A 25,092-nucleotide genomic window follows, 5' to 3' on the forward strand; every position below is an offset into this window, starting at 1 on the left:
TGAACTGACCGAATAGAAATGATGCCTATCATAGAGGGGTAAAACTTTTATCTGTATAGAGGAAAAATAGCCTTTGGAGGTTTGATTAATTTTAATAAAGTGATGATAAAATTTTGGGAATTAATGATTAATCAATTGTTTAAAAAATGGGGTAAAAAATAGAATGTTTTTGGATACAGGAGAAAATTTGAATAGGTAGGAGTTTGTTCTGGAGTGAGTTTTTACCTTTGGTCCGAGCTATAATTAAGCCCTCTTTGCTCATTCCAAATTATCAATTTTAATATTGTATTTCCTGCCTTTTTTCGGTTACATACAACCTAAAAAAGTTTCCAAATAGAATATTAATAATCAATTCAATGTAGCACTCCTTTGGAGGTTTCCCCGAATTAGCTCTTTTCAAACCGTCCTGATTTTTCGGTGATTTTTATCCTGTAAATCACTGCTTTTAGTTCCTTTTCCACCAAAACAGGAGGATTACTGTTGTTAGATGATTTTACAGTTTCACTGGTAACATAGGGTGCAAATCTGTCCGCTAAAATATGGATGGCCTCTGTTTGAGCCTCTTCACTTTTTAATTCCTCAAATTCCCCCCATACTAAAACACTCCTCCAGTTGGTCATGTTTTCAATGGAATCTACCTGAAAGCAAACTTTAGGGTTTTTCCGCATAATATTAATTTTGAGTCCTTCCTTGGAATGGGCATAAATGTATCCGTCTTCAAAAACATAGGTGACAGGAATAATATACATTTTGTCATCCATCCTACACCCCAACCGGCCAATAATAAGACTTTGGAGAATTTGGTCAATTTGATGATCGGATAAATTGCCAAGCATAATGAGGTTATTTTACTTTTTTTAAAATGGAATTGAATGAATGTAAACTTCCAAATTTCTTTTTCCTATGACCTGTATTTAATTTTAAAATGATAATAGTCAGCCAGAATTGACGGTGTTGACAAAATACTGAGGATCTGGGGCTAATTAACAGGCTGATTGCTTAGGATCACAAACTGGGTAGGGGCAAGCCGTAATTTCAGAAAGTGCCTGCTATCCTTTTCATCTTTTAGAACATGGATTTTTCCTTTTCCTCCAAAGACAAATCTGAAAACACTTCCCTCGGGGTTGATTTCCCTCTGAACGGTAATATAACCCTCAATTTCCAGATTGGTTGAGGTATTATAAGCGATAACCATTTCCTCATCATACAATACCCTGGAAAATGCCAGTAAACAATTGATATGCAGGGGCAATTGGAAGTTAATACCATCCTTGGAGTATTTCCGCATATACATTCTTCCAAATTTTAAAACTGCATTTTCATTTCTAATTTTGGCGAGGCTTGCTATTCCTTGGTATATGGGGTTATTTTTATCCAAAGCATTGTGCTCTGGGTCAGTGAGGTCAAACATAGGCTCCCGGATATTCCAATCACCGGAGCCATGGCCTTTGAATCCCTGTTCTGTACCATAATAAATGCATGGTGCTCCCAATGCACACAATAAAAAACCCATTCCTGCAATGATTTGGGAAGGGCTGGCTTCATACCCAAACCTGGATTTAAAAAACTGTCCAACCTGATCATGATTATCGATAAATGTGACTAAGAATTCACCGTATTCTCCCCTGGTGAGGGCATTTTTTCTTAAGGATTCATATCTTTCAATTAATCTTTTGGGGGTGATTTTCCCTAAAATTACTTGAGAAAGAATATGAAATAAGGGGAAATCTAAAACTGAATTTAACCCGTAATAAAGGGCTGTGTCGTCTTTGAAACTTGAGGTTTTGGGGCCAATATAGCGGTTGTAAAGTTTATCTGGGCCGATAAGTTCACCGAACAAGAAAAAACTATGTTTGCCCAACCTATAGGCATATTCCCGTATATGGGAACAAAATATACTGATGGCTTTTTCGCCCATATGCTTGACGGTATCCAAACGAAAACCATCCACATCTGTTTCTTTGATCCAATAACAATGGATTTTGGTAAGTATGTCCTGGACAAAATGCGCTTCTGGGGAATTATCATTTTTAAAAGTTTTAAGGCCAAAAAAATCTCCCTCCTGAGTTTCAGGATAGGAGTCAAAATTTCTTATTTGTCCTTTTCTAAAATAAAGATCAGGGTTCCTCAATTCATTTGGGCTGGGTTTATCATGGTATCTCCATTGACCAAATGGAAAGCTTTTTCCTTTATGATAAAAGTATTCTTTGTCAAAAGGGTACGCCCAATTGTCCCCGCTATGATGTAAAACCACATCCAAAAATACCCGCATGTTCATACTGTGGGCCTTATCTACTAATTTGGTAAGGTCCTCTTTAGTCCCAAATCTCGGATCAACGCGAGTGTAATCCTGAATAGCATATCCATGATAGGATTGGGGGTTGTTTTCAAAAACGGGGCTTAGCCAAATAGAAGTACAACCCAAGTCCCTAATATAATCCAGGTTGGCTGTAATCCCCTTTAATGTTCCTCCACAACTTTTTTTTAGGGCTTCATTATCCAATCCTTCATTAATAACTTTTCCTGGCCCAATGGGCTTTCTCGGCAGGTCATCATGAAACCGATCTACCATCAGGAAATAAATGAACTCCTCACGCCATTCTCTGTGTCCATTTTTCCAATAGATTTTTCCTGGTTTTGGGCTGAGGTCCAGGTCTTTAATGAAGGTGTAAGCGGAGCTCATGGATGAGGATAATCCTTTAAAATGTTTTAGAAGATATCCTGAATATGATAAGAAGTTCCCTTATAAATAAACATTTCCCCAATTCTTTTTCCCTTCATTGCTAAATAAAATGGACTGTCGGAGGAAAGTCCCATGAAAAATTCCCCATCCATTTGTACCTCTTCCAGGTCTGCGGAAATGAAGAAGGTTCCCAAATGGGTCACCACTGCTGCCCCCAATTCCACTTTATTATGGAGCAAATCCTCAATGGAATAAAGCTGATGTAATTGCTGCAATTCTTTGTTGGCGAAATTTAAAGCATTATTGAGCAAATTGGCTTCTTCAAAAATCTGAGGGTCCACAGGGGTAGATAGGGAATCCTGTAAGTTTCCTTTGGCTAAATTTTCATTTTCAAAAAGGCTTTTGATATGATTTTTTAAATCAGTGATCAGGGTTTGTTGCCTGGCAATGCAGGCATCTAACATTTTCCTTTTTACTCTGGTTTTTTGTTCTACGTAAATCATAAAACCAATATACCTTAGGAAAAAGAAGGGGGTAATAACATTTATTACCCGGGTAAAAAATATTTGTCATTTTTAGAATTGAGTTTTAACAGGTTTTTTTAATTTAAATTAAAATTTTGTTTATTCTGTTTTTTAATTATTAAAGTTTTGTGTTTGTTGTAAAAAGTTCTGTTGTTCGTTTTTTATTTTTCATATCTTGGATTCCCTCAAAAAACAAGTCCATTTTTTCTAGCTTATAATTAATTTTTGGAAGGGGTAAAACATAAGGGTAAATGAACTAATGATAAAAATTTATTTCCCAAAGGATTGGGGTCATTTTATGGTAGTGGGGGTTATCTATCTTTGATTAAAAATATAAGGATGATATTATGGAAAAGGAAATAAACCCAAAAAAATGGGAAAGGAAAAATTTGGAGGGAATATATGTCCTGACCGAGCATTGGCAGTCTGATTTATTCTTTTTTGATGATGAAATCAAGTTTTTGAAATTGTTGATGGAAAAATATTTTTTGTGGTTTATCGAGGAAATTAATATCGAATATAGCCGGGTTTTAGCAGGCAAACTGACTAGTTTGGAAAAAAGGAGGGCTGAATTGGTAAAAAAGGTGTCTGATCATCAAAAAGAAATTTCCCGTCCAATCCAAAACAATGAAAAAGTAGTTGGGGCCCAACTTCTTGATAACCATGAGAGTTTGGAGGTTTTGTGGTCGAATTTCATTAAGGATTTTCGGGTAGTTAAGAAAGAAATGTTTAGATTGGCTGAGGAGGGACTTAACTTTAACAAGGGAAGCCATTTGTTGTGAGATTAATAAGCCAGCCCCATTTTGGGCCCAAATGAAAGTAGCCATGATGATCATTGTTGCTGGATTGCCCGGTTCGGGAAAAAGTTTTTTTGCGGTCCGATTGGCCGACCGGGTGGGAGCTCAGTATATCAACAGTGACAAAGTAAGGAATGCCTTGAAAAAAAGAGGGCAATATTCATTGTCTGACAAATTCAAGGTTTATAGGGAAATGGTCCAATTGGCAGAAGAGGGGCTGCAAAAGAAATTACCAATTGTCGTAGATGCAACTTTTTACCTGAGGTCAATTAGGGATATGTTTTATGATTTGGCAGGAAAATGGGGTGTTCCGGTCTTTTTAATAGAAATAATTGCAAAAGAAAATTTAATCCAGAAAAGACTCCGGCAGGATAGGAAGGATAGCCAAGCTGATTTTTTAGTTTATCAAAAAGTTAAAGAAGCCTTTGAACTTATAGGTAGACCCCATTTGATTTTAAAATCCACAGATGACAATATAGAACAACTTTTAGAGGATGCACTACAATACGTTGGGGTAACTTATGGAAAGTAATGAAATTAAAAAATTGGCTAAAGAGGGGGAGTTTGAGGGGGAAAATATAAATGGGCTTTTAGTGGAAACCCATATATCCTGGGTGATTTTGGGCCAAGATTATGCTTTTAAGATTAAGAAACCTTTTAAACTTAATTTTTTGGATTATTCCACCCTGTCCCTTCGGAAAAAATTTTGTGAGCTTGAACTTTTGTTAAATGGTCGGTTTTCCAATATTTATTTGGATGTCCTGCCCATTTATCAAAATGGAGGCAAATGGAATATTGGAAAAGGAGAGGGGAATTTAAGGGATTATGCGGTTCGGATGAAACGATTGGATGGGAACAAAAGAATGGACCAATTATTAGAAACAGGAAAAATCAAGGATTTTCAAATAAAAGAATTGGCAAAGGAAATTGCCCAGATCCATCAAAATTCCCCTGTTATTGAAACCCCGTTTGAGCTGTCAAAAACCAAGGAATTTTTTAATGATATTGAAAGTATTGATGTCTATTTGAAAAAAAAGTTTGGCAATGAGTATAATGGATGGATTGAAAAGGGGATTGAATGGAGCAATGAATTTTTGGAAAAAAACGAGAAAAGGTTCAGGGAAAGGATAAAGGAAGGATACCAGAGGGATTTGCATGGTGATCTTCACAGTGGTAATATATTTTTAGAGGAAAAACCCGTCATTTTTGACTGTATTGAATTTGAGGAAAAGTTCAGGCAGATTGATATTTTATATGAATTGGCATTTTTGTGTATGGATCTGGAGAGTTTCAATGAAATTGATAGGGCTGAACTTTTTTTATCAACCTATAAATCTTTTTATAATCCGTTTAAACTTGAGAAAGACAAAGAGCTCTTTTTTTACTATAAATGCCTTCGAGCCAATATTAGGGCAAAAGTCCAGGTTTTGGGGGCGGTGGAAAAAGGGGTAAATCAAAAGTCAGGAGAAGATAAACTTTGGAATAAAGTGAAAAGGTACCTAAACCTTTTGAAGAGGTATTTGGGTGAAGCTGGCATTGATCTTTGACCCTTGAAAGGATTGGGAATAAAAAGCCCCTGGTGAAATTTTTTCTTACCTTATGACCAATATCATTTATTTGAATAGCCATTCATGTTAATTTATAACATCTGTAAATCAAAAACTTAAATATATAAATATGGATATGGGCAAAATTTTGCTGGGCACTCTGGCAGGAATTGTTACGGGTGTAGCTTTTGGTGTAATGATGGCCCCGGACAGGGGTAGCAAAACACGAAAAAAAGTATATAAACAAGGAGAAGATTTGGCCAAAATGCTGAATGAGCAATTGGATGTTAAATTTAATGAATGGAAGAGTTCAGTTAATGAACTGATTAAAAAGAAAGTTGAACAAATTGAAAATCTTGAACCTAAAGACAAATCTGAATTGGCCAATTAAATTATGATTTGACTGATGAATTTAAATGAAATTGAAATGGACTATAAACTATTGCAAATAAAAAGTGAGGCTTTCCCAGCCAATGGTCCTATTCCCACTAAGTATACTTGTGAAGGAGAAGATATTAATCCACCTATAGAAATACATAATATACCCTCCAATGCAAAAAGTTTGGCCTTGATAATGTTAGATCCAGATGCTCCTGGGGGAACTTGGACCCACTGGGTAGTGTGGAATATCCCTATTACCCATTATATTGGTGAGAATGAGATTCCTGGAGAACAAGGGGAAAATGATTTTGGTAAAGTTAATTACGGTGGACCTTGTCCACCCTCAGGTACTCACAGGTATTTCTTTAAGGTGTATGCCTTAAATGATCTGTTAAAACTTCCGGAAGGCGCTTCTAGGAGAGAAGTAGAAGAGGGCCTTCGTTATCATATAATAGCTTATGGTGAGCTGATGGGAGTTTATTCCAGGGTTAAGGAAGAGGTTGCTGATTAAATTTCGATTGGTATATCCAATTAATAAAAAACCTAAATCCTTTAGAAATAATAAATAAGATTAAAATTTGATTTAAAGAATTTCCCAGGCTAACTGTTTAGTTTAGCCTGGGTTTGATTTTGAGGCTTCGATTTATAAGTGTATCAAGGAATTTAAAATAATAAAGGTCATGAGTAAAATTCCATTTGAAATATCAGATTACATCAAAGATCATTTTAGAGAGGGTTGTTTAAGTGAAATAAAAAAAGAAAAGACCGAAAGTGGCCACCTAAAATATAAGGTTAAAGTTTACGAAGACCAGCTCATTCATTTATTGGATTTCAATGAAAAGGGCCATTTGGTCAAAAGTGAAGAAAGACCAGTTTATGATGAGGATTATTTTGAAGGAATGTTTTATGGAAATAAAGAAGAATAGGGTTTATTGACTTTTTTCTTACCCAAAATTTTTTCAATATCTTCTTTATGGAGGATTTCTTTATCCTTCAAGGATTTCGCCAGTTGTTGCAACTGATCTTGGTGATCTTGAAGGATTCGTTCTGTTCTATCAAAGGCATCGTCTATTATTTGCTGGACTTCTTTATCAATTTTTTCAGCCGTATTTTCACTAAAGGGCTTTTGGAGGGATTGTTCATATCTACCCGTTGAATCATAATAGCTAAGGTTCCGAAGTTCATCACTAAGACCATAATTCATCACCATGGCATAGGCCTGTTTGGTGACCTTTTCCAGATCATCCAGGGCATTGGTGGATACTTCATCAAAAATTATTTTTTCTGCAGCACGACCACCCAAACCAACACAAATGGCATCAAACAATTGTTTTTTGGTAATTATTTGGTGCTCTTCCGGAAGGTACCAGGCTGCTCCCAGGGATTTTCCCCTAGGGATAATTGAAACTTTTAATACCGGGTAGCTATGTTCCAAAAACCAACTTACTGTAACATGGCCTGCTTCATGGATGGAAATTCTTTCTTTTTCTTCCGGAGTGATGATTTTACTTTTCTTTTCAAGCCCACCAATAATCCGGTCAATGGCATCCATAAAATCATGTTTGTCCACTGCTTTTTTTTCCCTTCTGGCCGCAATCAGTGCTGCCTCATTGCAGATATTGGCAATGTCAGCTCCGGAGAAACCAGGGCTTTGGGAGGCCAAAAGTTCAGGTTCAATATCAGGTGCTAATTTTAAATCCCGCATATGGACTTTAAAAATGGCTACCCTTTCCTTGAGATTTGGTAATTCCAGGTGAATGTGCCGGTCAAATCTGCCGGGTCTTAAAAGTGCTGGATCCAGAACATCTCCCCGGTTTGTGGCTGCCAGGACAATCACCCCGGTATCTGTGTCAAAGCCATCCAGTTCGGCCAAAAGCTGGTTCAGGGTACCTTCTCTTTCATCATTGGACTGGAAAGCATGGGCTTTGCCCCTGGCCCTACCAACGGTGTCTATTTCATCTATAAATATTATGCTAGGTGCTTTTTCTTTTGCTTTTTTGAACAAATCCCTCATTCGAGCTGCTCCGACCCCAACAAACATTTCTACAAATTCTGACCCCGAAAGGGAAAAGAAGGGTACATCTGCCTCACCTGCTACGGCTTTGGCCAGCATGGTTTTCCCGGTCCCCGGAGGTCCGACAAGCAAAACTCCTTTGGGAATTTTGGCCCCTAAGTTTCGGAATTTTTCAGGGGATTTCAGGAACTTCACCATTTCATAAATTTCTTCCTTAGCTTCCTCCAACCCAGCAATATCATCAAATACGACCTTGTTTTTACCGCCTTTTTCCATTTCCCTGGCTTTGGACTGGCTGAAATTAAAAACAGATGATCCCATATTTTTCATTCTGGAAGCACTTCCCCGAATTATGAATATCCATAAAAATATCAAAAAGAAGAAAGGCAATAACCAGATTAAGTTGGTCCACCAATTTGTCTCCTGTCGGTATTTAACAGGCACATGATCTGAATGAGGTAGATCAGCTTGTGCTTTTTCCAATTGGTCGTGAAATACTTCAACTGAACCTATGGTGAAGAAAAAATGTGGTCCCTCACTTGGTGTACCTGTAAAAATGTTTTCCGGGAGGTTCTGATATTGAGGATCATCAAGGTGCTCTTTTTTTATATACACCTCAACCCTTTGTTTATTGACTACAACCAATTGGTCAACTTCCTGATCCTTTAAATAGTTTTCTTCAAACTGTTTCCAGGTAATTTCCTGAATACCAGTCTGGCCACCTGAATACCAGAAGGAAAAAAGGATGAAAAGTAAAATCACATATATCCATCCTCTCCCCAGGTCGGGCTTTTGATTGCGCTTCTTTGTTAAGGGTGGTTTTTTTCCAGTCATATATCAACTAGTATATTTCTAAAATTTTGTACCGCTCTCCTTTATATTCAAAACTGTCGCCAACCTTTTTGTCTTTCATCAATTGGTACAATGGGGCCTGTCCGGAAATGCCAAATAGTTCCTGTCCATTGACACTGAAGTTTTCCAGGCTGACACTTGGAAAAAAGGTTTTTTTATTGGTTTTTACAATAGATCCCAAAGAAACCCTATCTAATGGCTTTTCACCCACCTGCATTTTTTGGAGAAAATTTAGTTCATCCAAGGCAAAATTAAGCTCATCTGCCAGGTGATTGATCATGTCATTTGTACTGGAATCAAGCGATTGCTGGTCATACTCATATTGATCTTCATTGATCATGATTTCACTGTTTTTCAGATCCTCAATCCTGGACTTGAAATCGTTTATGATTTGTTCTTGCTTTTTTTTGGCCATTTCCAGCACTTTTATTTTAAAATCATGCTTTTTCATGGGCTTGATTACTAGTTTGTTATCTATAATATAACATTTTAAAATGGTATGCGCTAACGAAATGGGCCCTTATTGGTTCCTATCTTCATTTCCTAAAAGGGTGGTTTTTATAGGTATTCAAAGCTTTTGGTTTCAATAAAAAACTATGGTAAAGTGACCTCTGCAAAGGAATTTCCCGCATTTATTAAATGGGTTAGGCGAAAAATTGTATGAGGTCTCCTTTTTCGCCCATATGGGTGCCAAATTCTGCGGATAATTTTTTCATCCTTCGGACTGTTTCTTTATACTCTTCTCCTTTAGCTTTATTTACTTGCATATTTCTGATAAATACCGGGACGAGTTGAACTTTCTTTACCCCACTTTTTTCAATAGAACATAAAAAGAAAAATGAACGGTCGTTTCTTAAATAGGCACTTACTGCATAATCATCAATAAAATCCCCGGTGTCATAAAAAATCAATCCATTTTGGTACAATTCAATCCCCTGGAAAATATGGGCACTGTGTCCATGAATGATATCTGCCCCCAGTTCTATCAATTGGTGGGCAAATTCCACAAATTCAGGTGATGGCCTTTTTTTCATGTTTGGTCCCCAGTGAAGAGAGACGATTAGGAGGTCCACCTTTTCCCTTAAAGGAATCAATGACTTTTTTACTTTTTCTATATCTCCCACCTTAAGGTAATTGATTCCTGGTTGAGAGGTTTGAGCCTCCCAATCTGGTTCGTTATCTGTATAACCTAATAATCCTATTTTTATCCCATTTTTTCGGATTATGAGTGGTTTTTGGGCTTCAATGTCATTTTTTCCTGCACCTACATGTTTGATTTTTGCTTTGTTAAGTACTTTAAGGGTCTCCATTAAACCTTCATTTGAAAAATCCAGAATATGGTTGTTGGCCAAGGTGACATATTGTATATGTGCCCTAGTTAAACATTGAACCTTGTCCGGATCTGCTTTAAAATTAAAGGTTTTCGGAACACTGTTATTACTGGTAGTAAAGGTGGTTTCAAGGTTTATGATATTCAGGTCAGTTTTTTTTAAGAGGGGTAACAAATTCCCCCAGGGATATCTGTAATCTGTTGCAGATATTTTTTTATTTACAAGTCTGCCTAGCATGCTATCCCCAGCTAATCCAATCAGCAATTGGGGTTGCGCCTTCTGGATATTTTTGGAAAGCACCATGTTTTTTTGGGTTTTCAATGAATGTAAGTTACCAAGGATCGATTTTATGAACCCCTTTGATTTTCATAACAATAAATTGAGGTGATTAGATGCAAAAATTGAGGGATTTTTGGATTTAGACAACGGAAGTAATAGGTTTTCAAAAAATGATCCTGGGGATAAGGAAGCAGGGTTTTATTAAATGGATATGAAAATAGGTAAAAAGGGCTGATCAACACAGCCCTTTAAACCATTGCATTTTCGGTTTATGAAATGGAAATTTCTTTAATAGGTTTTTTCTTTGAAGCTTCAACTTTTGGCAAGTGAACCCTGAGGATACCATTTTCATATTCTGCCTTTATTTTATCAGCTTTTATAGTTTCAGGCAAATTAAAAGAACGATAAAAGGCCGAATAATCATACTCTTTGCGAGTGTAATTGGTTTTTTTGACATCGGATTTTTCCTCTTTTTCTACCTTGATTTCCAGTAAATTATTGTCTACATCTACATGGAAATCATTTTTTTTCATTCCTGGTGCTGCTAGCTCAACGATAAATTCGGCGTCGGTTTCACAGATATTGGTAGCAGGAACCCTTGACATTGATCTTCCTCTCCACATGGAAGAGGTGTCAAAGAAGGGGGAATTAAAAAATGGCATGTCAAATAATTCATTTAAGCTGCTGTTGAAGGTAGGGAATAAGCTTTCCTCACCATTTCTTTTTGAGGTTTTCATTGTTTATTTTGTGTTCTTCCAACCTTATTTGGATTGGTTGTGGTTAATAGAAATTTATTGTTTTTAAGTGACCCATTGAGTGAATATTTCCAATTTGGGGGGTAGCCCAGTTTTTCGAAATATCTTTTCCCAATGTACCCGGGAAACCCCAATGTAATATTGAGGTTCCCTTCCTTGCATTTGTCATTTTTTTATGAAATTTTAGGTTTTCGTTATATCATAGGTGTAATTACTTTTCTTTGTTTATCATAGGTTTATGTATAGGCAGTTTTTGGAAACTGACTATTTTTTGCAATTAATCCTCCGTTTAGATTTTGGAGTTGGATCTTACTTTAAATTCCCTTTTCTAAATTTTTTCTGATCCTTAAAATTGCAACATTAATTTAAATTGATGCCTAATGATATTCAATGATTAATGTCGGATATGTGTCCGATAAAAGTTACTGTAAATGAGTCTTATAGGCCTTGTATTCGGGGTTTGAATGAATCAATAATTAATTAAAAAAAATGAACTGAAAAATGACAATTGAGAACATTCAATTCTTTCCCATTTATTATTTTGGATTCCCTCATGAATCATCTATCCATAATTTCTACAACCAAGTAAATTCGGCCTATCCAAAAAATCTTTAGGGTTAAGGTATCTTAATAAATGGTTTTATATCAAAAAGGTGCCCAATTTGATATGATGCCCACCGGAGACGGGGTAATCTCCTGCTTTTGTGAGGTCAAGGTTCTCGAATACTTTGCTTTTGTAAATTACCTGCCCGTATTTTTCCACTGTAAAGTAAATATCCGGTTTTTCCTCAAACGGAGAATCTTTGGATTTAAAACTTTTTTGGGTTATTGGAAAAATGGCATGGCCGTTATCATCCAATGTGGATTCACCCAGGTAATCATCTTTTAAAATATCTTCGTCGTAAAATTTAACCCTGTATTCATTCCCCGACAAGGGAATATCTGACCCCTTTATCAAAAGCTTAACATGTATTCTGACTATATCTTGCATGGTTATTAGGGAATAATGAGGATGATAATTTAAATTTTCACTTCAAAACTGAGCCATATTAATTCTTTTTTAAGATTTATTTTGGAATCCTGCCTTTTCTGCTTCTTGAAGTAATTCCAAAACTTCATCATCTGATACCTGATAGAAATTGTAATAGAACTGCCCCACCGCATATAAACTTTTTGGGATTAATGGACAAATAATTTCATCGACCGAGGAAGCTAGCTGGTCCAAAGAATCTTGTGGTGCAACAGGAACTGCCAAAATGATGCGGGCAGGTTTTTGGTGTTTGAGTACTTGTATGGTCCCATGTAAGGTAATCCCGGTTGCAATTCCGTCATCTATGAGAAGCACAGTTTTACCCTTTAAGCTTAGGGGATTTCGGTTCCCGTTAAATTTCTTGTCCATTTCCTGAAGCCTATCCCTTAAATCTTTTATCTCCTCCTGAATATACTCTTCTGGAATGTGGCTTTGGGTTGTCAAATAAAGATCCTTCAAGCCAACAGCACCAATCGCATATTCTTTATTTCCAGGATAGCCTAGTTTTTTGGTAAGGATGATTTCAAGAGGAAGGTGAAGGGCTTTTGCTAATTCGTAGGCCACAGGCACTCCTCCCCTGGGAATACCAACCACAATTGCATTGGAATCCTTGTACTTGAACAATTCCCTGGCAAGAATAACACCTGCCTCTTCACGATCCTTATACATTAAAATTAACTTTTGAATACCAATTTTTCCCAACTGTAGTTTTACCAATAATGAATTGATAAGGTAGGGAAGGAAATTGTTTTTATTTAATTTGAATCCCTTAAACACAAATTCCCCCTTTTCTCGAAAAGAGTTGATTTCCAATTAGAGTAGATGTTGCTAATTGAATATATCAGTAAAAGGAAGGTAACTGGAAGAAAAGTTATAAAAAATGATTTTGCTCATTAGGAAGGAAAAACCTTGACCAAATTTGTTTGATCAAGGTTTGCATGTTAAAAAAGAATAAATTACTTCTTGGAATTTTTAATTTCACTAACCTCAGTTCTGATTTCCTGGGCAAGTTTTTTAATATCCAACATGCCATTTCTTACACGTGTACCGGCCGCTTTATTACCTTTTTCATAAAATTTCTCAAAATCTTCTTCAAGAGAAGAAACTAGATCGTGAACTGCACTAAATTTGTTCATTGTGATAGTGATTTAAGTTTTTAAATAGTTTGAATCCCTGAATTTACAGGCTTTTTGGACAATTACTAATTTATTAGGGGTAAAAAATAAAAATTTAAAAAGGAATTATAGGCTTTTAATTATTTTTTAACTCTGATTGAATATTTGGTTATAAATCAAATATTTTTTTAAGTGGTTGTAAATGAAATGAATAGAAAGGAGTTAGGTTATTGTTCTTGTCCCTTGAACCGTTAAGAGGCTTGAAGAAATCATTTTGAGCAAAAGTATTCCCTTTGAATAATACCGCTCTGTGAAATATCGAAAATAAAATTGATGGGATAGCTGCTATTGGGGAGGAGTTTGAAAGATTTAATTACTGGCTTTCTTAAGGATTTATTTTGATATTTGATAAACCTTGTTTAATGAAGATGTTATCTCTTTAATATAGTATGTGGGATTCATTTATACTAAATTAACTATATAAAAAAAGATCATTACACTTTTATTAAAATGATGATCCAAGTTTTAATTATAATACAAAAATAGCCTATGGAAATTTTGGTAATAGGAGCCAATGGTCAAATTGGCAAGCAGGTGGTTCAAATTTTAAAACAGGAAGGAAAGCATGAAGTAAAGGCCATGGTCAGGAATGAAAATCAAATTGAAGAATTTGAATCCATGGGAATTAAAGCTGTTCTTGCAGATTTGGAAGACAGTGTCGAATTTCTTTCAGAGGTGTTTAAAGGCTGTGATGCCATTATTTTTGCGGCAGGATCTGGAGGAAGTACGGGGCCGGATAAAACTTTGCTGGTTGATTTGGATGGAGCAGTTAAAACCATGGAAGCTGCCCAAGAGGCAGAGGTAGAACGCTATATTATGGTTAGTGCACTTCAGGCCAATAACCGTGAAAATTGGAACCCAGTGTTAAAGCCCTATTATGTGGCCAAACATTATGCAGACCGGATTCTTGAACAAAGTGAATTAAACTATACCATTGTTAGGCCGGGCAGGTTGTTAAATGAAGCAGGAACAGGGAAAATTAAAGCTGGAATTGAACTTGAGCGTTCTAGTATTCCCAGGGAAGATGTGGCGAGGACTCTAGTGGCGGCAATAGATAACCACCATACTTTCAGGAAATCATTTGATCTAACTTCTGGGGAATTGGATATTAAGATAGCATTAAAAAAGCTTTAAAAATAAAATGGAAAAGCATTTTAATTTTCAATATTTATCGTAATATTGCAATTAAATGATGGTTTAAACATGGGAGTTACAAAATCAAGTTTGTTTACGGATGCCCAAAATGAATTGGCACAAGTGGCAAAGGTGTTTGCTCACCCAGCCAGAGTAGCTATTATTGAGCATCTCTTGAAGTCCAAAACTTGTATTAATGGAGATTTGGTCCAGGAATTGGGGCTTGCACAAGCTACCATCAGTCAACATTTGAGGGAGCTGAAGGAGTCAGGGATTATCCAGGGAACCATTGAAGGGGTTTCGGTTAGCTATTGCATTAACCCCAAACGTTGGGCAGAAATTCAGGATATTTTCAATCTGGTTTTTGACCAATTTTCCCCTCCAGGAACTGAAGGGTGTTGCTAAAAAAAAACGCTCCATTATATCGTAATATTGCAATATTAAATTTCTACAATTATGAAGACCAGTGAGTTTATTAACATATTAAAAGAAAATCCTAAAACCATTTTATCTTTTGAATATGCACCTGGACAATTTGTTCGTCCTGATTTTCATATTACAGAGGTGAAAAATGTGGATTTTGATACTGTGGATTGTGGGGGAGTGGCCAATAATTGGTCAGAAACCCATGTTCAACTTTGGGAAAATGAGGTGGCTGAACCAGGTCATCTGGTTGACAGCAGTAAAGCATTTAAAATTTTTGAGGTTGTAAATAAAGTTAGGTCTACTTACCTGGATACTGAAATCAAATTTGAGTATGATAATCCATCTTTTAATACCGCTGTTTTGCCTGTAGCTTCTATCGTCAAAGGACCTGAAAAGATAATTGTGAAGCTGGGAAGTGATCATGCTACTTGTAAAGCAAAAGACCGGGCAAATACCAAAGAAGAAAGAGACCAGGCTTGCTGTGGACCTGTCAAAACCAGAAAGCCTAAATTTAGATTGAAAGCAAAAGAAATCTCTTGTGCAGCAGGAACTGATTGTTGCTAAGGTTAATGTTTCAAAAAGATATTAAAACCATAAAAACATTTTTGTGAACAAAACTGATTTATTTCCACCCTTAGTAAAAAAGGCTGATCAATTTCTTGATGTTAAAATCTCAGATGACCGGAAAAAGATTTTGGAACCTTTGATTGAGTATATCCAATCTCATAAGCATCAAGGCAAACCCATTCATTTGAATTTTATCTGCACCCACAACTCTAGAAGAAGTCAGCTTTCCCAGGTTTGGGCTCAGGTTGCAGCAGCATATTTTGGGATAGAGGTATTTTGCTATTCCGGAGGTGTGGAGGTTACCTCTTTTAATGAAAGAGCAGTTGAATCCCTAAAACGCACAGGGTTTAAAGTCGAAAATAAAGGCAAAGAGAACCCAAGATATCAGGTTTTTTATTCTGACAATGCCCAACCCATTGTTGCCTTTTCCAAAACATTTGATGATAAGTATAATGCAGTTTCGGAATTTGCTGCGGTGATAACCTGTTCCAATGCTGATGAAAATTGTCCTTACATTCCTGGGGCTACAGCAAGAATTTCGGTTCGCTATGAGGATCCAAAGGCATTTGATGGAACATCGGAAGAGGCTATAAAGTACGATGAAAGATCCCACCAGATAGCTGCAGAAATGTTTTATTTGTTTTCAAAAATAATTTGAGCATGAATTCAAAAAAGAAATTAGGGTATTTGGACCGAAATCTCACCTTATGGATATTTTTGGCAATGGGAATTGGTGTAGCAATTGGATTTTATTTCCCAGCCACACCGGATTTTATCAATTCATTTAGTCAAGGAAGTACAAATATCCCTATAGCCATAGGATTAATCCTGATGATGTATCCACCCTTGGCAAAGGTGAATTATAAGTTACTCCCCAAAGTTTTTAAAAATGTGAAAATATTGGGGATTTCTTTACTCTTAAACTGGGTAGTGGGACCAATATTGATGTTCGCCTTAGCTTTGTTGTTTTTACAGGACCACCCCGAATACATGGTGGGTTTGATTTTGATTGGGCTTGCCAGATGCATAGCTATGGTATTGGTTTGGAATGACCTGGCGGATGGAAGTAGGGGATATGGCGCGGGTTTGGTGGCCTTAAATAGTGTTTTCCAGGTTTTTGCTTACAGTTTTTATGCTTGGTTGTTTATTACCAAGTTGCCTCCGTTGCTTGGGTTTCAAGGGGCCATTGTGGATATTTCTATTGCCACTATTGCAGAAAGCGTGGCTATTTATTTGGGCATCCCATTTTTGGCAGGGATGCTTAGCAGGGTCATTTTGGTAAGACTTAAAGGGGAGTCATGGTACAATAATACCTTTATCCCAAGTATTTCCCCTTTGACCTTAGTGGCATTATTATTTACCATAGTGGTAATGTTTTCCCTAAAAGGGGAACTGATTGTTCAAATCCCAATGGATGTGGCAAGAATTGCGCTTCCTCTGTTGGTATATTTTGGGCTTATGTTTTTGTTGGGCTTTTTTATCAGCAAAGCAAGTGGAGCCGATTATAATAAAAATGCTGCCATTGCATTTACAGCTGCAGGAAATAATTTTGAATTGGCCATTGCTGTTGCCATTGCAGTTTTTGGCCTTAATTCCGGGCAAGCTTTTGCCGGGGTGATTGGTCCTTTGGTCGAGGTTCCTGCATTGATTTTGTTGGTAAGGGTTTCCTTTTGGTTAAAACAAAAATATTATCCGGCAAGGATAAAGGTTTAAACGAAAAGAAAGAAGGAGTTAGCCGAGATAGGGAAATTGCAAAGGACGCTGGGCAAGAAATATGGCCCTTGGTTCCTTTGTGAATTCTTTAGCGTCCCGTGTGGTAAAAAACCTTTACCGATTCTTGTAGGATCCTTTATCCTCTGGGAGGGATGGAAAGTAACAACTGGAAATTTTTTACCTTTAGTAATCAAAAAACATGTAGATTTTAAATTTAGTCATTTGTACTCATTGATATTTTGCCATGTTTGAAGCCAAAATTTATCAGGAAAGGAGAAAGAAATTAAAGCAAGCCATGGGGACTGGTCAACTTTTGTTTTTGGGCAATGAAGAAAGCAGCCGCAATTTTAAGGACAATTGGTACCCTTTTAGGCAGGACAGCACTTTTCTGTATTATTTTGGAATTGATAAACCAGGAATGATCGGCCTGATCGATTGTGATGAGGATAAGGAATATTTGTTTGGAAATGATCTGAAAATCGATGAAATCGTTTGGACCGGTCCCAAGCCAACCATGGTCGAATTGGGAAAAAAGGTGGGGATTGATCAAAATGCCCCTCTTAAAAAATTAAAAGATTTAATCCGCCAAGGTTGTCATGTATTGCCTCCTTACCGGGGAGCCCACGTTTTAAAATTGCAGAAGCTCTTTAATAAGCCAATCGGAGAAGTGAAATCTATGGGATCTACCAAATTTATTAAAGCAGTGGCCCAACAGAGAAACATCAAATCTCCAGAGGAAATCGAAAAGATGGATAAGGCGGCAAGTATTACTGCTGCCATTCACTTGGAAGTGATTAAGGCCGCCCATCCTGGCATGAAAGAATTTGAGCTTTTGGCTGTGGCAGAAAAAGTAGCCAGGGAGCATAATGCAGGATTTTCATTTTTGCCTATTGTTACTGTGGATGGGCAAACTTTACATAATCATTATTATGGAAATACCATTAAAGCTGGCGATATGGTTTTGTTTGATTGTGGCGCCGAATCAAGTGATTATTATGCCGGGGATATGACTCGGACTTTTCCTGTGAATGAAAGTTTTGGTCCGCGTCAAAAAGAATTGTACGATATTGTATATAAGGCCCAAATGACAGCCATTGAAGCCTTAAAGCCTGGAATTCCATATTTGGATATTCACTTGTTGGCAGCTGAAAAACTGGTGGAAGGTTTGAAGGAAGTGGGTTTGATGAGAGGGGATCCTAAGGAAGCAGTTGCACAAGGGGCCCATACCATGTTTTTTCAATGTGGTCTGGGTCATATGATGGGTATGGATGTCCATGATATGGAAAATTTGGGAGAGGAATATGTTGGTTATTCGGAAAAGATCAAAAAGTCCAAAGCATTTGGATTAAAGTCCCTTCGACTTGGAAAAGAGTTAGAGGCCGGTAATGTAGTGACGGTGGAACCTGGAATTTATATTATTCCCGAACTGATAGATTTGTTCAAGTCAGAAGGGAAATTCAAAGATTTTATCCATTATGACCGGTTGGAAAGTTACCGGGATTTTGGAGGTATTCGGATAGAGGATGATTTTCTCATAACCGATAATGGAGCAAAGCTATTGGGAACCCCACTGGCCAGCGCATCTGAGGATATTGAAAAGATTAGAAGGGAGTCCACGAATTAGCACCAATTTTTTTAGACCAGTTGATTCTTCACTTTTTTATTTAAGCCCTTGGCAAGGAGCTATTCAAATAGTTGTTTTTCTAAATGTGCTTTGAACAATTTATTTTTATACTTTCGTTCAATATTCAATAATAAAAATGGATGAAAAAAAATCTCTCCATCCTTTTTAAAGTTTAATTAATAAATAAAACATGTTTACCCAAACTAATCGAAGTATCCCTGCCTACCTTTTGATGGCGCTTTCCCTGACTTATTTTCTTACAAGCTGTTCCTCCGAGCAACGCTCTTCCAAAAGAAAAGAAGAGAAAATTACTGTTATTCAGACAGATCCAAATAAGAAAACCCCGGAAACGCAATCAAAAGCGCAACAATGGCAAATTAAAGATGGGATGGTGCGGATTCCAGGAGGTACTTTTGTCATGGGAGGAAAAACTGATCAGGCCTCTGCTGATGAATTTCCGAAGCACCAAAAAGAAATCCAACCATTTTGGATGGATCAACATGAAGTGACCAATAGGCAATTTCAGGAATTTGTGGAAGCCACAGGTTATGTGACCACCGCAGAAAGGGCTATAGATTGGGAAGAAATAAAAAAACAACTTCCCCCAGGAACTCCTAAGCCTGCCGAAGAAATGTTGCAACCAGGTTCAATGGTGTTTTTTGCCACGGATGGGCCTGTGCCCATGGATAATCCAAGTAGATGGTGGAAATGGGTGATTGGTGCAAATTGGAAACATCCTATGGGACCTGATAGTGATTTGGAGGGGAAAATGGATCATCCGGTAGTTCATGTCTCTTATGAAGATGCTAATGCTTATGCTGAATGGGCTGGTAAAAGATTGCCCACAGAGGCAGAATGGGAATGGGCAGCCATGGGAGGTAAAGATGATCCGGTATATCCCTGGGGCAATGAACCTGCAAAAAATGCCAGTGATAAAGCCAATTTCTGGCAAGGACTTTTCCCTTTCCAGGATAGGGGAGAGGATGGTTTTACAGGAACCGCTCCATTAATGACCTATCCACCTAATGGCTATGGACTTTATGACATGGCAGGCAATGTCTGGGAATGGTGTGAAGATTGGTACCATGTTCAAGCCTATTCATATGAAATCAGCGGAAAGGAAAGACCACAAATGTCACTTGATCCCGATGAACCCATGATACCCAAAAGAGTAGTTAGAGGAGGCTCTTTTTTATGCAATGATTCCTACTGCAGTGGCTACCGGGTATCCAGAAGGATGAAAACAAGCGAAGACTCAGGGTTGAGCCATACTGGTTTTCGTTGTGTGAGGGATGTTAAGAAATAGTAACCAATTAAGGAGAGGGTTTACAAAAAGAATAGATGAAAAGCATTAATTGAAAAAAATAATATGTATATCCGCAATGACACCAGTAGCCAAATAAATTAAAAGTGACAGTTAGTGTCAATAGCTTTAGTTAAGTTATTACTCTGTATAAATTGGGTCAAAATAAACGGTTTTGACCATGAATATAATCAACTTCATTAATCGGTTTCCTGACGAGTCTTCCTGTATTAAGTTCATTAGAGAACAAAGGACAAAATCGGGCATCATTTGCAAACGGTGCAGCTGTAACCGTCATTATTGGCTTGAAAACAAGAAGTCCTTTCAATGTGCTTCATGTGGGTTCAGGACCAGCATCAAGAGTGGTACTGTTATGGAAAACAGCAACCTTCCAATTAGGACCTGGCTGCTGGCCATGACCTTCATAACCGCCACTAAGAAGAGCTTCAGTGCCTCAGAGCTACAAAGGCAGCTTGGGATGAAGCGGTATGAACCTGTTTTCAGGATGTACCATAAACTCAGGAAGGTCATGGGACAACGCGATGATATCTATAGGCTTGAGGATATGGTAGAATATGATGAGGCCTTTGTAGGAAAAGCCACCAAAGCCAAATCCCAAAACAAGCTCAAAAGAGGCAGGGGCAGTCAAAAACAGTCCATTGTAGCGGTAATGGCCGAATCGACAGTTTTAGAAAACCCTGAATCCGGAAAGCTTGAAAAGAGCTGTAGATATTTTAAAATGAAGAAGATAAAGAACTTAGAGGCAAAAACAGCCCAAGGTCTGGTCAAAGAATTCATTGATCAGGACTCAGTGCTTCAAACAGATAAGAGTACCACCTTCTCAGATCTGGGTGACTGTATTGAGGTTCATGTCAGAGAGGTCTCTGGAACTGATAAAGGCCATTTTAACCTCAAATGGGTTCATATAGCCATAAGTAATTTAAAGAAACAGCTGCAGACATACCATATGATAAGTGAAAGGATGATGCAAAACTATCTTGATGAGTTTAGTTATAAGCTCAACAGAAAATATTTCGGTCAAAAACTTTTTGACCGGCTCATTATTGCTTCCATTTATCCTTACTGGCATGATTGCGGATAATCATAAAAAATAATAACCCCATTTAACTTTTAGTTCAAAACACTAAAATTCTTCATCTAGTGCTTTACTCTTATTACATTATTACCAGCTTGCCATCCTAAAGATCATTAAACAATTGGGAGATAAGGAAGCTGAGGTAAAACCAGCTCAAATTCAAGAGGCTTACCTTTATGATATAGACACCCAGCAAGGAGAGGTATATACTATTGTTTTTGAATAAAATGGACAAAATAGACCTTTTCCAAATTGGAAAGTTTTTATTTTTTTAAGTGGGACCTAAAGATTTTGCATTTTTTCTGGATATGTTTACCATGATCGGATGCGTTAAATTAATGGTTTTCAATATTTTTATATTGGGTGTGGTCAAAACTTCCTGTTCTCATTTACATCGCATAATGCTTAACCTCTCCTCTTTTATCATGAATAAATAGGGAAAACCTTTCCATGGCAGCTTTGATTTCTTCTTTTGAAATAAATGAGTAGACCAGGCGGAATTGCCCTCTTTTTTTATGCCCAAAACCTTCAGCAGGAGTGATAAGCATTCCCGTGTTTTGGTAAAGGTCTATCCATAATTGTTGTTGGGACTTGTCGGTGTCTTCTTCCAAAAACTCAGATAAGTCAAACCAAACAAAAAGACTTCCACGGGCTGGGCAATAGGGGATTTTCAGCTCTTTCATGGTGCTGGCTGCGACTGCATAGGATTCGGTAATACGTTCCTGGTTGATTTGGATATAATTTTTAATAAAGTTTTTATCTTCCAAAACTGATTCCATGATCCATTGGGTATAATTAGAAATGGAATGGGAGAAGTTGACATTTTTGTAAGCTTGTAAAAAGGCCTTATTAAAGGAATGGACTAAGCCCACCCTGAAACCCGAAATGCCAAAATCTTTTGAAAAAGAATACCAATAATGCAGGTAGGGGTTTTTTCGCTTATCCATTATTTTACCAAAAGAATAAAATTCAATTTTCTTTTGGTAATCCATGGATATATCTGGATGTTCAGTATTGATGATGGAAAGCCCATAAATTTCATTGACAATCAGGTGAATTTTATTTTCAATGCACCAATCTGCAATTTCTTCCAGTTGAGCTTTGGAATATATTCCACCTGTAGGGTTGTCCGGGTTGGTAATTACCAATATTTTGAATTTTTTGCCTTTATCCTGGAGGTTTTTTAGGGTTTTATCAAGGGTTTTTGAACTGACCAACATCCCATTTTTAAGCTCGTCCAATTCGGTATGGGTAATCAAGTCGAAGCGTTCCAGGCCTGAAAAAATTCCAATATCTTTGGTATAAACCGGGTAACTAGGTGCGGGAAAAACGACTACATCACCCGGGTTTCCCAGAATAAATGATGTAACCTCTATTACTGAAGTCAAACCTGCAGAAAAAGCAAGGCGGTCTTTGTCCACTTTGCATCCGATCAAAAAATCAGAGAGAAATTCTGCAACTGCTTCCCTAAAGGATGATACACCTGATGGATTTCCATACCCCGCCACCCATTCTGGAATAGGTTTTTCCTGGGTGATAGAAGCAATTTTATTTTTTAGTAGGTTCCAACAAAGATTGTTTTCGGCCACATTCATGGGGAAACTTCCATTTGGGTTTTCCTTTTTGTGGTACCTGTTTTTTAATGCATCAAAATAATATTCAAAATCTATTCTAATAGGAGAGGAAGCTGCGTCTATTCCTCTTTTTGATAAGTTTGAGGTATCCATTTGTAGGTGTTTATGGTAAAAAAACTAAAAATTTCAAATAAAATTATAATACTGAAATTACTCCTATATTATTTATCAATTTAACCAATTAGAAACAATTTTTAAAAAGCTATAGGAGTAATAGGTATGGTCCATAAATATTCAATAATTTCAATGGACCATAAGATTTAATTTTCTCAATTTTGATAAAAGGATTTTGCCTCCAAAATAATAAGGACTGCGATTTTAATTGACTGCCTTTAGCGGATATCCATAATTAAAACCACCTTCTGAGTGTTTTTTTGCTAGGGTTTAGGAATATTGGTGGATAATCCGGAGTAAACTGACCCCTCCGAATTAGGCAATTATTCAGGTACCAAAGTGGCTTTAAGGGCCAGAATCGCCTGTCATTCCGGCGGATGTTGACCCCCTGAAGAAAAAATTGAGCTAAATCCGGAGCAAGCTGACCCCTTTGAGGCTTAAATTCCGGAGCAAGTTGACCCCTCTATGGAATGGTTTTGGTTTTTTAGCGGACATTTTCGAAACCGCTAAGTATAATCCGATGGCAGGTAAACCAAAACCGATGAGTCAGATCAAGCAGATGATTATTTTACGGCAGCAGGGCAAGGGCATCAAAACCATAGCCCGCATGCTGGAGATGAGCAAAAACACAGTCAAGAGCTATCTTTTTAAGCTGGACAAGCTGTTGGAAAACAATAAGAAAACAGGGCTTACGACGGAGAAGCTCCTGTCCATGGAGGTACCTGAGATTGAGAAACAGTTCCTTTCAGGGGACCCTTCTTACAAAGATCCCCGGTACGAACACTTTATCTCCAACCTTGCTTATTATCAAAAAGAGCTCCAGCGCAAAGGGGTGACCAAAACTCTTTTATGGGAAGAGTACAGGCAGTCCTATCCCGATGGATACGGCCGTAGCCAGTTTTGCCACCACCTCAACCAACAGGATCTTGCCCGGGCAAAGCCATCCATGGTACTTGAGCATAAGCCTGCAGAGAAGCTGTATATAGACTTTGCAGGCAAGCCCATCGCCTACATAGACAGGGAAACCGGAGAAGAGGTCCGGTGCCAGCTGTTTGTGGCCTGCCTTCCCTATTCGGATTATGCCTTTGCCATGGCCGTGGCCTCCCAGACCATCCCGGACTTCCTATATGCCCTAAGCCGTTGTATGGAGCAGTTGGGGGGTGTGCCACAGCTGTTGGTCCCCGATAACCTGAAAGCCGCAGTGAACAAAGCCGACAAGTATGAGCCAAGTATCAACCAGGCCCTTGAGGATTTTGCCAACCACTACGGCACGGCTGTAGTGCCTGCCAGGGCGAGGAAGCCGCAGGACAAGGCATTGGTAGAGAACCAGGTAAAGGTCCTTTACTCCCGGGTATATGCCAGGCTCAGGAATATGCAGTTCTTCGATATACACAGTTTAAACAGGGCCATTGGCCAAAAGGTAAAAGCCCATAACCAGACCCGGATGCAGCAAAAGCCCTACTGCAGGGAAGAGAAGTTTCTCGCCGATGAGAAGGGCCTGTTGGGGAAACTCCCCGGGAACGCTTCGAGCTGAGACACTATGCCCGGCTGACCGTTGCCAAAAACAACCACATCTATCTGGCCCGGGACAACCACTATTTCAGTGTCCCCTATACACTGATAGGCCAAAGGGTAAAGGTGATCTATACACGGAGTATGCTCTATGTGTTCCATAAAGGGGAACGGGTGGCCATACACAGCAGAGGCTTCAATCAAGGGAGTTATTCCACGCTCAAAGAACACCTGTGTTCCCAGCACCAGCATTATAGGGACAGAAGTCCTGAATATTACCGCAGCAAAGCCGCCCAACACTCAAAGGTCTTGTCCAGGTACATCTCCCTGCTGTTTAAACAGGGCAAGATCCCCGAACAGCTTTACAGGACCTGTGACGGGCTGCTCGCCCTGGGCAGGAAGGTGGATAAGGAGCGACTGGAGAAAGCCTGCAATACAGCCATGGAGTACAAAGTATACTCCTATACCTTTATCAAGAACATGCTGGAAAACAATATGACAGAAGCTACAGCGGAGCCGTCTGCCAGGGAACTTCCTGAACACGGGAATGTCAGGGGAAAAACATATTATGACCAATATCAATAACTTAAACTTTAAACAA

Annotated in this window: 27 protein-coding genes; 16 read left to right on the forward strand and 11 right to left on the reverse strand. The window is 38.0% G+C overall.

All coding sequences use genetic code 11. The features are described from left to right. Nucleotides 1–386: 386 nt before the first annotated feature. The 3 genes from QWY93_RS14490 to QWY93_RS14500 form a co-directional block, all read right to left on the reverse strand. Entirely contained in the window at nt 387–836 is a 450-nt protein-coding gene (locus tag QWY93_RS14490) for a pyridoxamine 5'-phosphate oxidase family protein (protein ID WP_290249087.1), read from the reverse strand. A gap of 143 nt (nt 837–979) precedes the next feature. Further along, nucleotides 980–2,683: an alpha-amylase family glycosyl hydrolase gene (locus QWY93_RS14495; protein WP_290249088.1), complete on the reverse strand. Its 1,704-nt coding sequence runs from the start codon at nt 2,681–2,683 to the stop codon at nt 980–982. Nucleotides 2,684–2,709: 26 nt separating this feature from the next. Continuing rightward, nucleotides 2,710–3,186, reverse strand: a complete 477-nt coding sequence (locus tag QWY93_RS14500) for a hypothetical protein (RefSeq protein ID WP_290249089.1) — start codon at nt 3,184–3,186, stop codon at nt 2,710–2,712. Nucleotides 3,187–3,554: 368 nt separating this feature from the next. Between QWY93_RS14500 and QWY93_RS14505 the strand changes: the two genes are divergently transcribed. The 6 genes from QWY93_RS14505 to QWY93_RS14530 all read left to right on the forward strand — a co-directional run bounded on the left by QWY93_RS14505 (nt 3,555) and on the right by QWY93_RS14530 (nt 6,858). Continuing rightward, nucleotides 3,555–3,989, forward strand: coding sequence for a hypothetical protein (locus tag QWY93_RS14505; protein ID WP_290249091.1), 435 nt, complete (start codon nt 3,555–3,557; stop codon nt 3,987–3,989). 43 nt (nt 3,990–4,032) lie between these two features. After that, the gene (locus QWY93_RS14510) at nt 4,033–4,536 is read left to right on the forward strand and encodes a P-loop nucleotide/nucleoside kinase family protein (RefSeq protein ID WP_290249092.1); all 504 of its coding nucleotides are present in this window, start codon (nt 4,033–4,035) and stop codon (nt 4,534–4,536) included. Beyond that, nucleotides 4,526–5,551, forward strand: coding sequence for a hypothetical protein (locus QWY93_RS14515; RefSeq protein WP_290249094.1), 1,026 nt, complete (start codon nt 4,526–4,528; stop codon nt 5,549–5,551). Before QWY93_RS14510 ends, QWY93_RS14515 begins: the two co-directional genes overlap by 11 nt. A 130-nt stretch (nt 5,552–5,681) precedes the next feature. Beyond that, nucleotides 5,682–5,942 (forward strand): YtxH domain-containing protein, encoded by a 261-nt coding sequence (locus tag QWY93_RS14520; RefSeq protein ID WP_290249095.1) that lies wholly within the window; start codon nt 5,682–5,684, stop codon nt 5,940–5,942. Between the two features lie 15 nt (nt 5,943–5,957). Next, the gene (locus QWY93_RS14525; RefSeq protein WP_290249096.1) at nt 5,958–6,443 is read left to right on the forward strand and encodes a YbhB/YbcL family Raf kinase inhibitor-like protein; all 486 of its coding nucleotides are present in this window, start codon (nt 5,958–5,960) and stop codon (nt 6,441–6,443) included. 169 nt (nt 6,444–6,612) lie between these two features. Continuing rightward, nucleotides 6,613–6,858 (forward strand): hypothetical protein, encoded by a 246-nt coding sequence (locus tag QWY93_RS14530; protein WP_290249097.1) that lies wholly within the window; start codon nt 6,613–6,615, stop codon nt 6,856–6,858. Here QWY93_RS14530 and ftsH read toward each other — a convergent pair. From ftsH to QWY93_RS14565, 7 genes are all read right to left on the reverse strand, one after another. Further along, nucleotides 6,837–8,780, reverse strand: a complete 1,944-nt coding sequence (ftsH, locus tag QWY93_RS14535) for an ATP-dependent zinc metalloprotease FtsH (RefSeq protein ID WP_290249098.1) — start codon at nt 8,778–8,780, stop codon at nt 6,837–6,839. The genes QWY93_RS14530 and ftsH overlap by 22 nt on opposite strands. Before the next feature lie 7 nt (nt 8,781–8,787). Continuing rightward, nucleotides 8,788–9,249 (reverse strand): hypothetical protein, encoded by a 462-nt coding sequence (locus QWY93_RS14540; protein WP_290249100.1) that lies wholly within the window; start codon nt 9,247–9,249, stop codon nt 8,788–8,790. A 193-nt stretch (nt 9,250–9,442) separates the two neighbouring features. Further along, entirely contained in the window at nt 9,443–10,432 is a 990-nt protein-coding gene (locus QWY93_RS14545) for a CapA family protein (RefSeq protein ID WP_290249101.1), read from the reverse strand. A 245-nt stretch (nt 10,433–10,677) separates the two neighbouring features. Continuing rightward, nucleotides 10,678–11,145: an Hsp20/alpha crystallin family protein gene (locus QWY93_RS14550; RefSeq protein ID WP_290249102.1), complete on the reverse strand. Its 468-nt coding sequence runs from the start codon at nt 11,143–11,145 to the stop codon at nt 10,678–10,680. Between the two features lie 658 nt (nt 11,146–11,803). Next, nucleotides 11,804–12,154, reverse strand: a complete 351-nt coding sequence (locus tag QWY93_RS14555; protein ID WP_290249103.1) for a C2 domain-containing protein — start codon at nt 12,152–12,154, stop codon at nt 11,804–11,806. Nucleotides 12,155–12,223: 69 nt separating this feature from the next. Further along, a complete protein-coding gene (locus tag QWY93_RS14560) occupies nt 12,224–12,862 on the reverse strand; it encodes a phosphoribosyltransferase (protein WP_290249104.1) in 639 nt (212 codons plus the stop codon). 287 nt (nt 12,863–13,149) lie between these two features. Further along, nucleotides 13,150–13,329 (reverse strand): BF3379 family histone-like protein, encoded by a 180-nt coding sequence (locus tag QWY93_RS14565; protein WP_290249105.1) that lies wholly within the window; start codon nt 13,327–13,329, stop codon nt 13,150–13,152. Nucleotides 13,330–13,857: 528 nt separating this feature from the next. On the opposite strand from QWY93_RS14565, the gene QWY93_RS14570 reads away from it, so the two are divergent. The 8 genes from QWY93_RS14570 to QWY93_RS14605 all read left to right on the forward strand — a co-directional run bounded on the left by QWY93_RS14570 (nt 13,858) and on the right by QWY93_RS14605 (nt 21,237). Then, the gene (locus tag QWY93_RS14570; protein WP_290249106.1) at nt 13,858–14,502 is read left to right on the forward strand and encodes an SDR family oxidoreductase; all 645 of its coding nucleotides are present in this window, start codon (nt 13,858–13,860) and stop codon (nt 14,500–14,502) included. A 69-nt stretch (nt 14,503–14,571) separates the two neighbouring features. Beyond that, on the forward strand, nt 14,572–14,907 hold the full coding sequence (locus QWY93_RS14575) for an ArsR/SmtB family transcription factor (RefSeq protein ID WP_290249107.1): 336 nt from the start codon (nt 14,572–14,574) through the stop codon (nt 14,905–14,907). 51 nt (nt 14,908–14,958) lie between these two features. After that, nucleotides 14,959–15,492, forward strand: a complete 534-nt coding sequence (locus QWY93_RS14580) for a DUF6428 family protein (protein ID WP_290249109.1) — start codon at nt 14,959–14,961, stop codon at nt 15,490–15,492. Nucleotides 15,493–15,535: 43 nt separating this feature from the next. Next, the gene (locus tag QWY93_RS14585) at nt 15,536–16,153 is read left to right on the forward strand and encodes an arsenate reductase/protein-tyrosine-phosphatase family protein (protein ID WP_290249110.1); all 618 of its coding nucleotides are present in this window, start codon (nt 15,536–15,538) and stop codon (nt 16,151–16,153) included. A gap of 2 nt (nt 16,154–16,155) precedes the next feature. Further along, nucleotides 16,156–17,208, forward strand: coding sequence for an ACR3 family arsenite efflux transporter (gene arsB / locus QWY93_RS14590; protein ID WP_290249112.1), 1,053 nt, complete (start codon nt 16,156–16,158; stop codon nt 17,206–17,208). A 244-nt stretch (nt 17,209–17,452) separates the two neighbouring features. Further along, nucleotides 17,453–18,832, forward strand: a complete 1,380-nt coding sequence (locus tag QWY93_RS14595; RefSeq protein ID WP_290249113.1) for an aminopeptidase P family protein — start codon at nt 17,453–17,455, stop codon at nt 18,830–18,832. Between the two features lie 190 nt (nt 18,833–19,022). After that, entirely contained in the window at nt 19,023–20,138 is a 1,116-nt protein-coding gene (locus tag QWY93_RS14600; protein ID WP_290249114.1) for a formylglycine-generating enzyme family protein, read from the forward strand. Between the two features lie 178 nt (nt 20,139–20,316). Further along, nucleotides 20,317–21,237 carry an IS1595 family transposase gene (locus QWY93_RS14605; protein WP_290246175.1) on the forward strand — a complete coding sequence of 307 codons (921 nt, stop codon included), beginning with the start codon at nt 20,317–20,319 and terminating at the stop codon, nt 21,235–21,237. Nucleotides 21,238–21,620: 383 nt separating this feature from the next. On the opposite strand, the gene QWY93_RS14610 is transcribed toward QWY93_RS14605, so the two are convergent. Next, nucleotides 21,621–22,958 (reverse strand): aminotransferase class I/II-fold pyridoxal phosphate-dependent enzyme, encoded by a 1,338-nt coding sequence (locus QWY93_RS14610; RefSeq protein ID WP_290249115.1) that lies wholly within the window; start codon nt 22,956–22,958, stop codon nt 21,621–21,623. Between the two features lie 541 nt (nt 22,959–23,499). Here QWY93_RS14610 and istA point away from each other — a divergent pair. Then, the gene (istA, locus tag QWY93_RS14615) at nt 23,500–24,513 is read left to right on the forward strand and encodes an IS21 family transposase (RefSeq protein WP_290249116.1); all 1,014 of its coding nucleotides are present in this window, start codon (nt 23,500–23,502) and stop codon (nt 24,511–24,513) included. A gap of 38 nt (nt 24,514–24,551) precedes the next feature. Continuing rightward, on the forward strand, nt 24,552–25,076 hold the full coding sequence (locus tag QWY93_RS14620) for a Mu transposase domain-containing protein (protein WP_435380197.1): 525 nt from the start codon (nt 24,552–24,554) through the stop codon (nt 25,074–25,076). Nucleotides 25,077–25,092 lie beyond the last annotated feature (16 nt).

Origin of the sequence: Echinicola jeungdonensis (assembly GCF_030409905.1) — a bacterium.
GTDB lineage: Bacteria > Bacteroidota > Bacteroidia > Cytophagales > Cyclobacteriaceae > Echinicola > Echinicola jeungdonensis.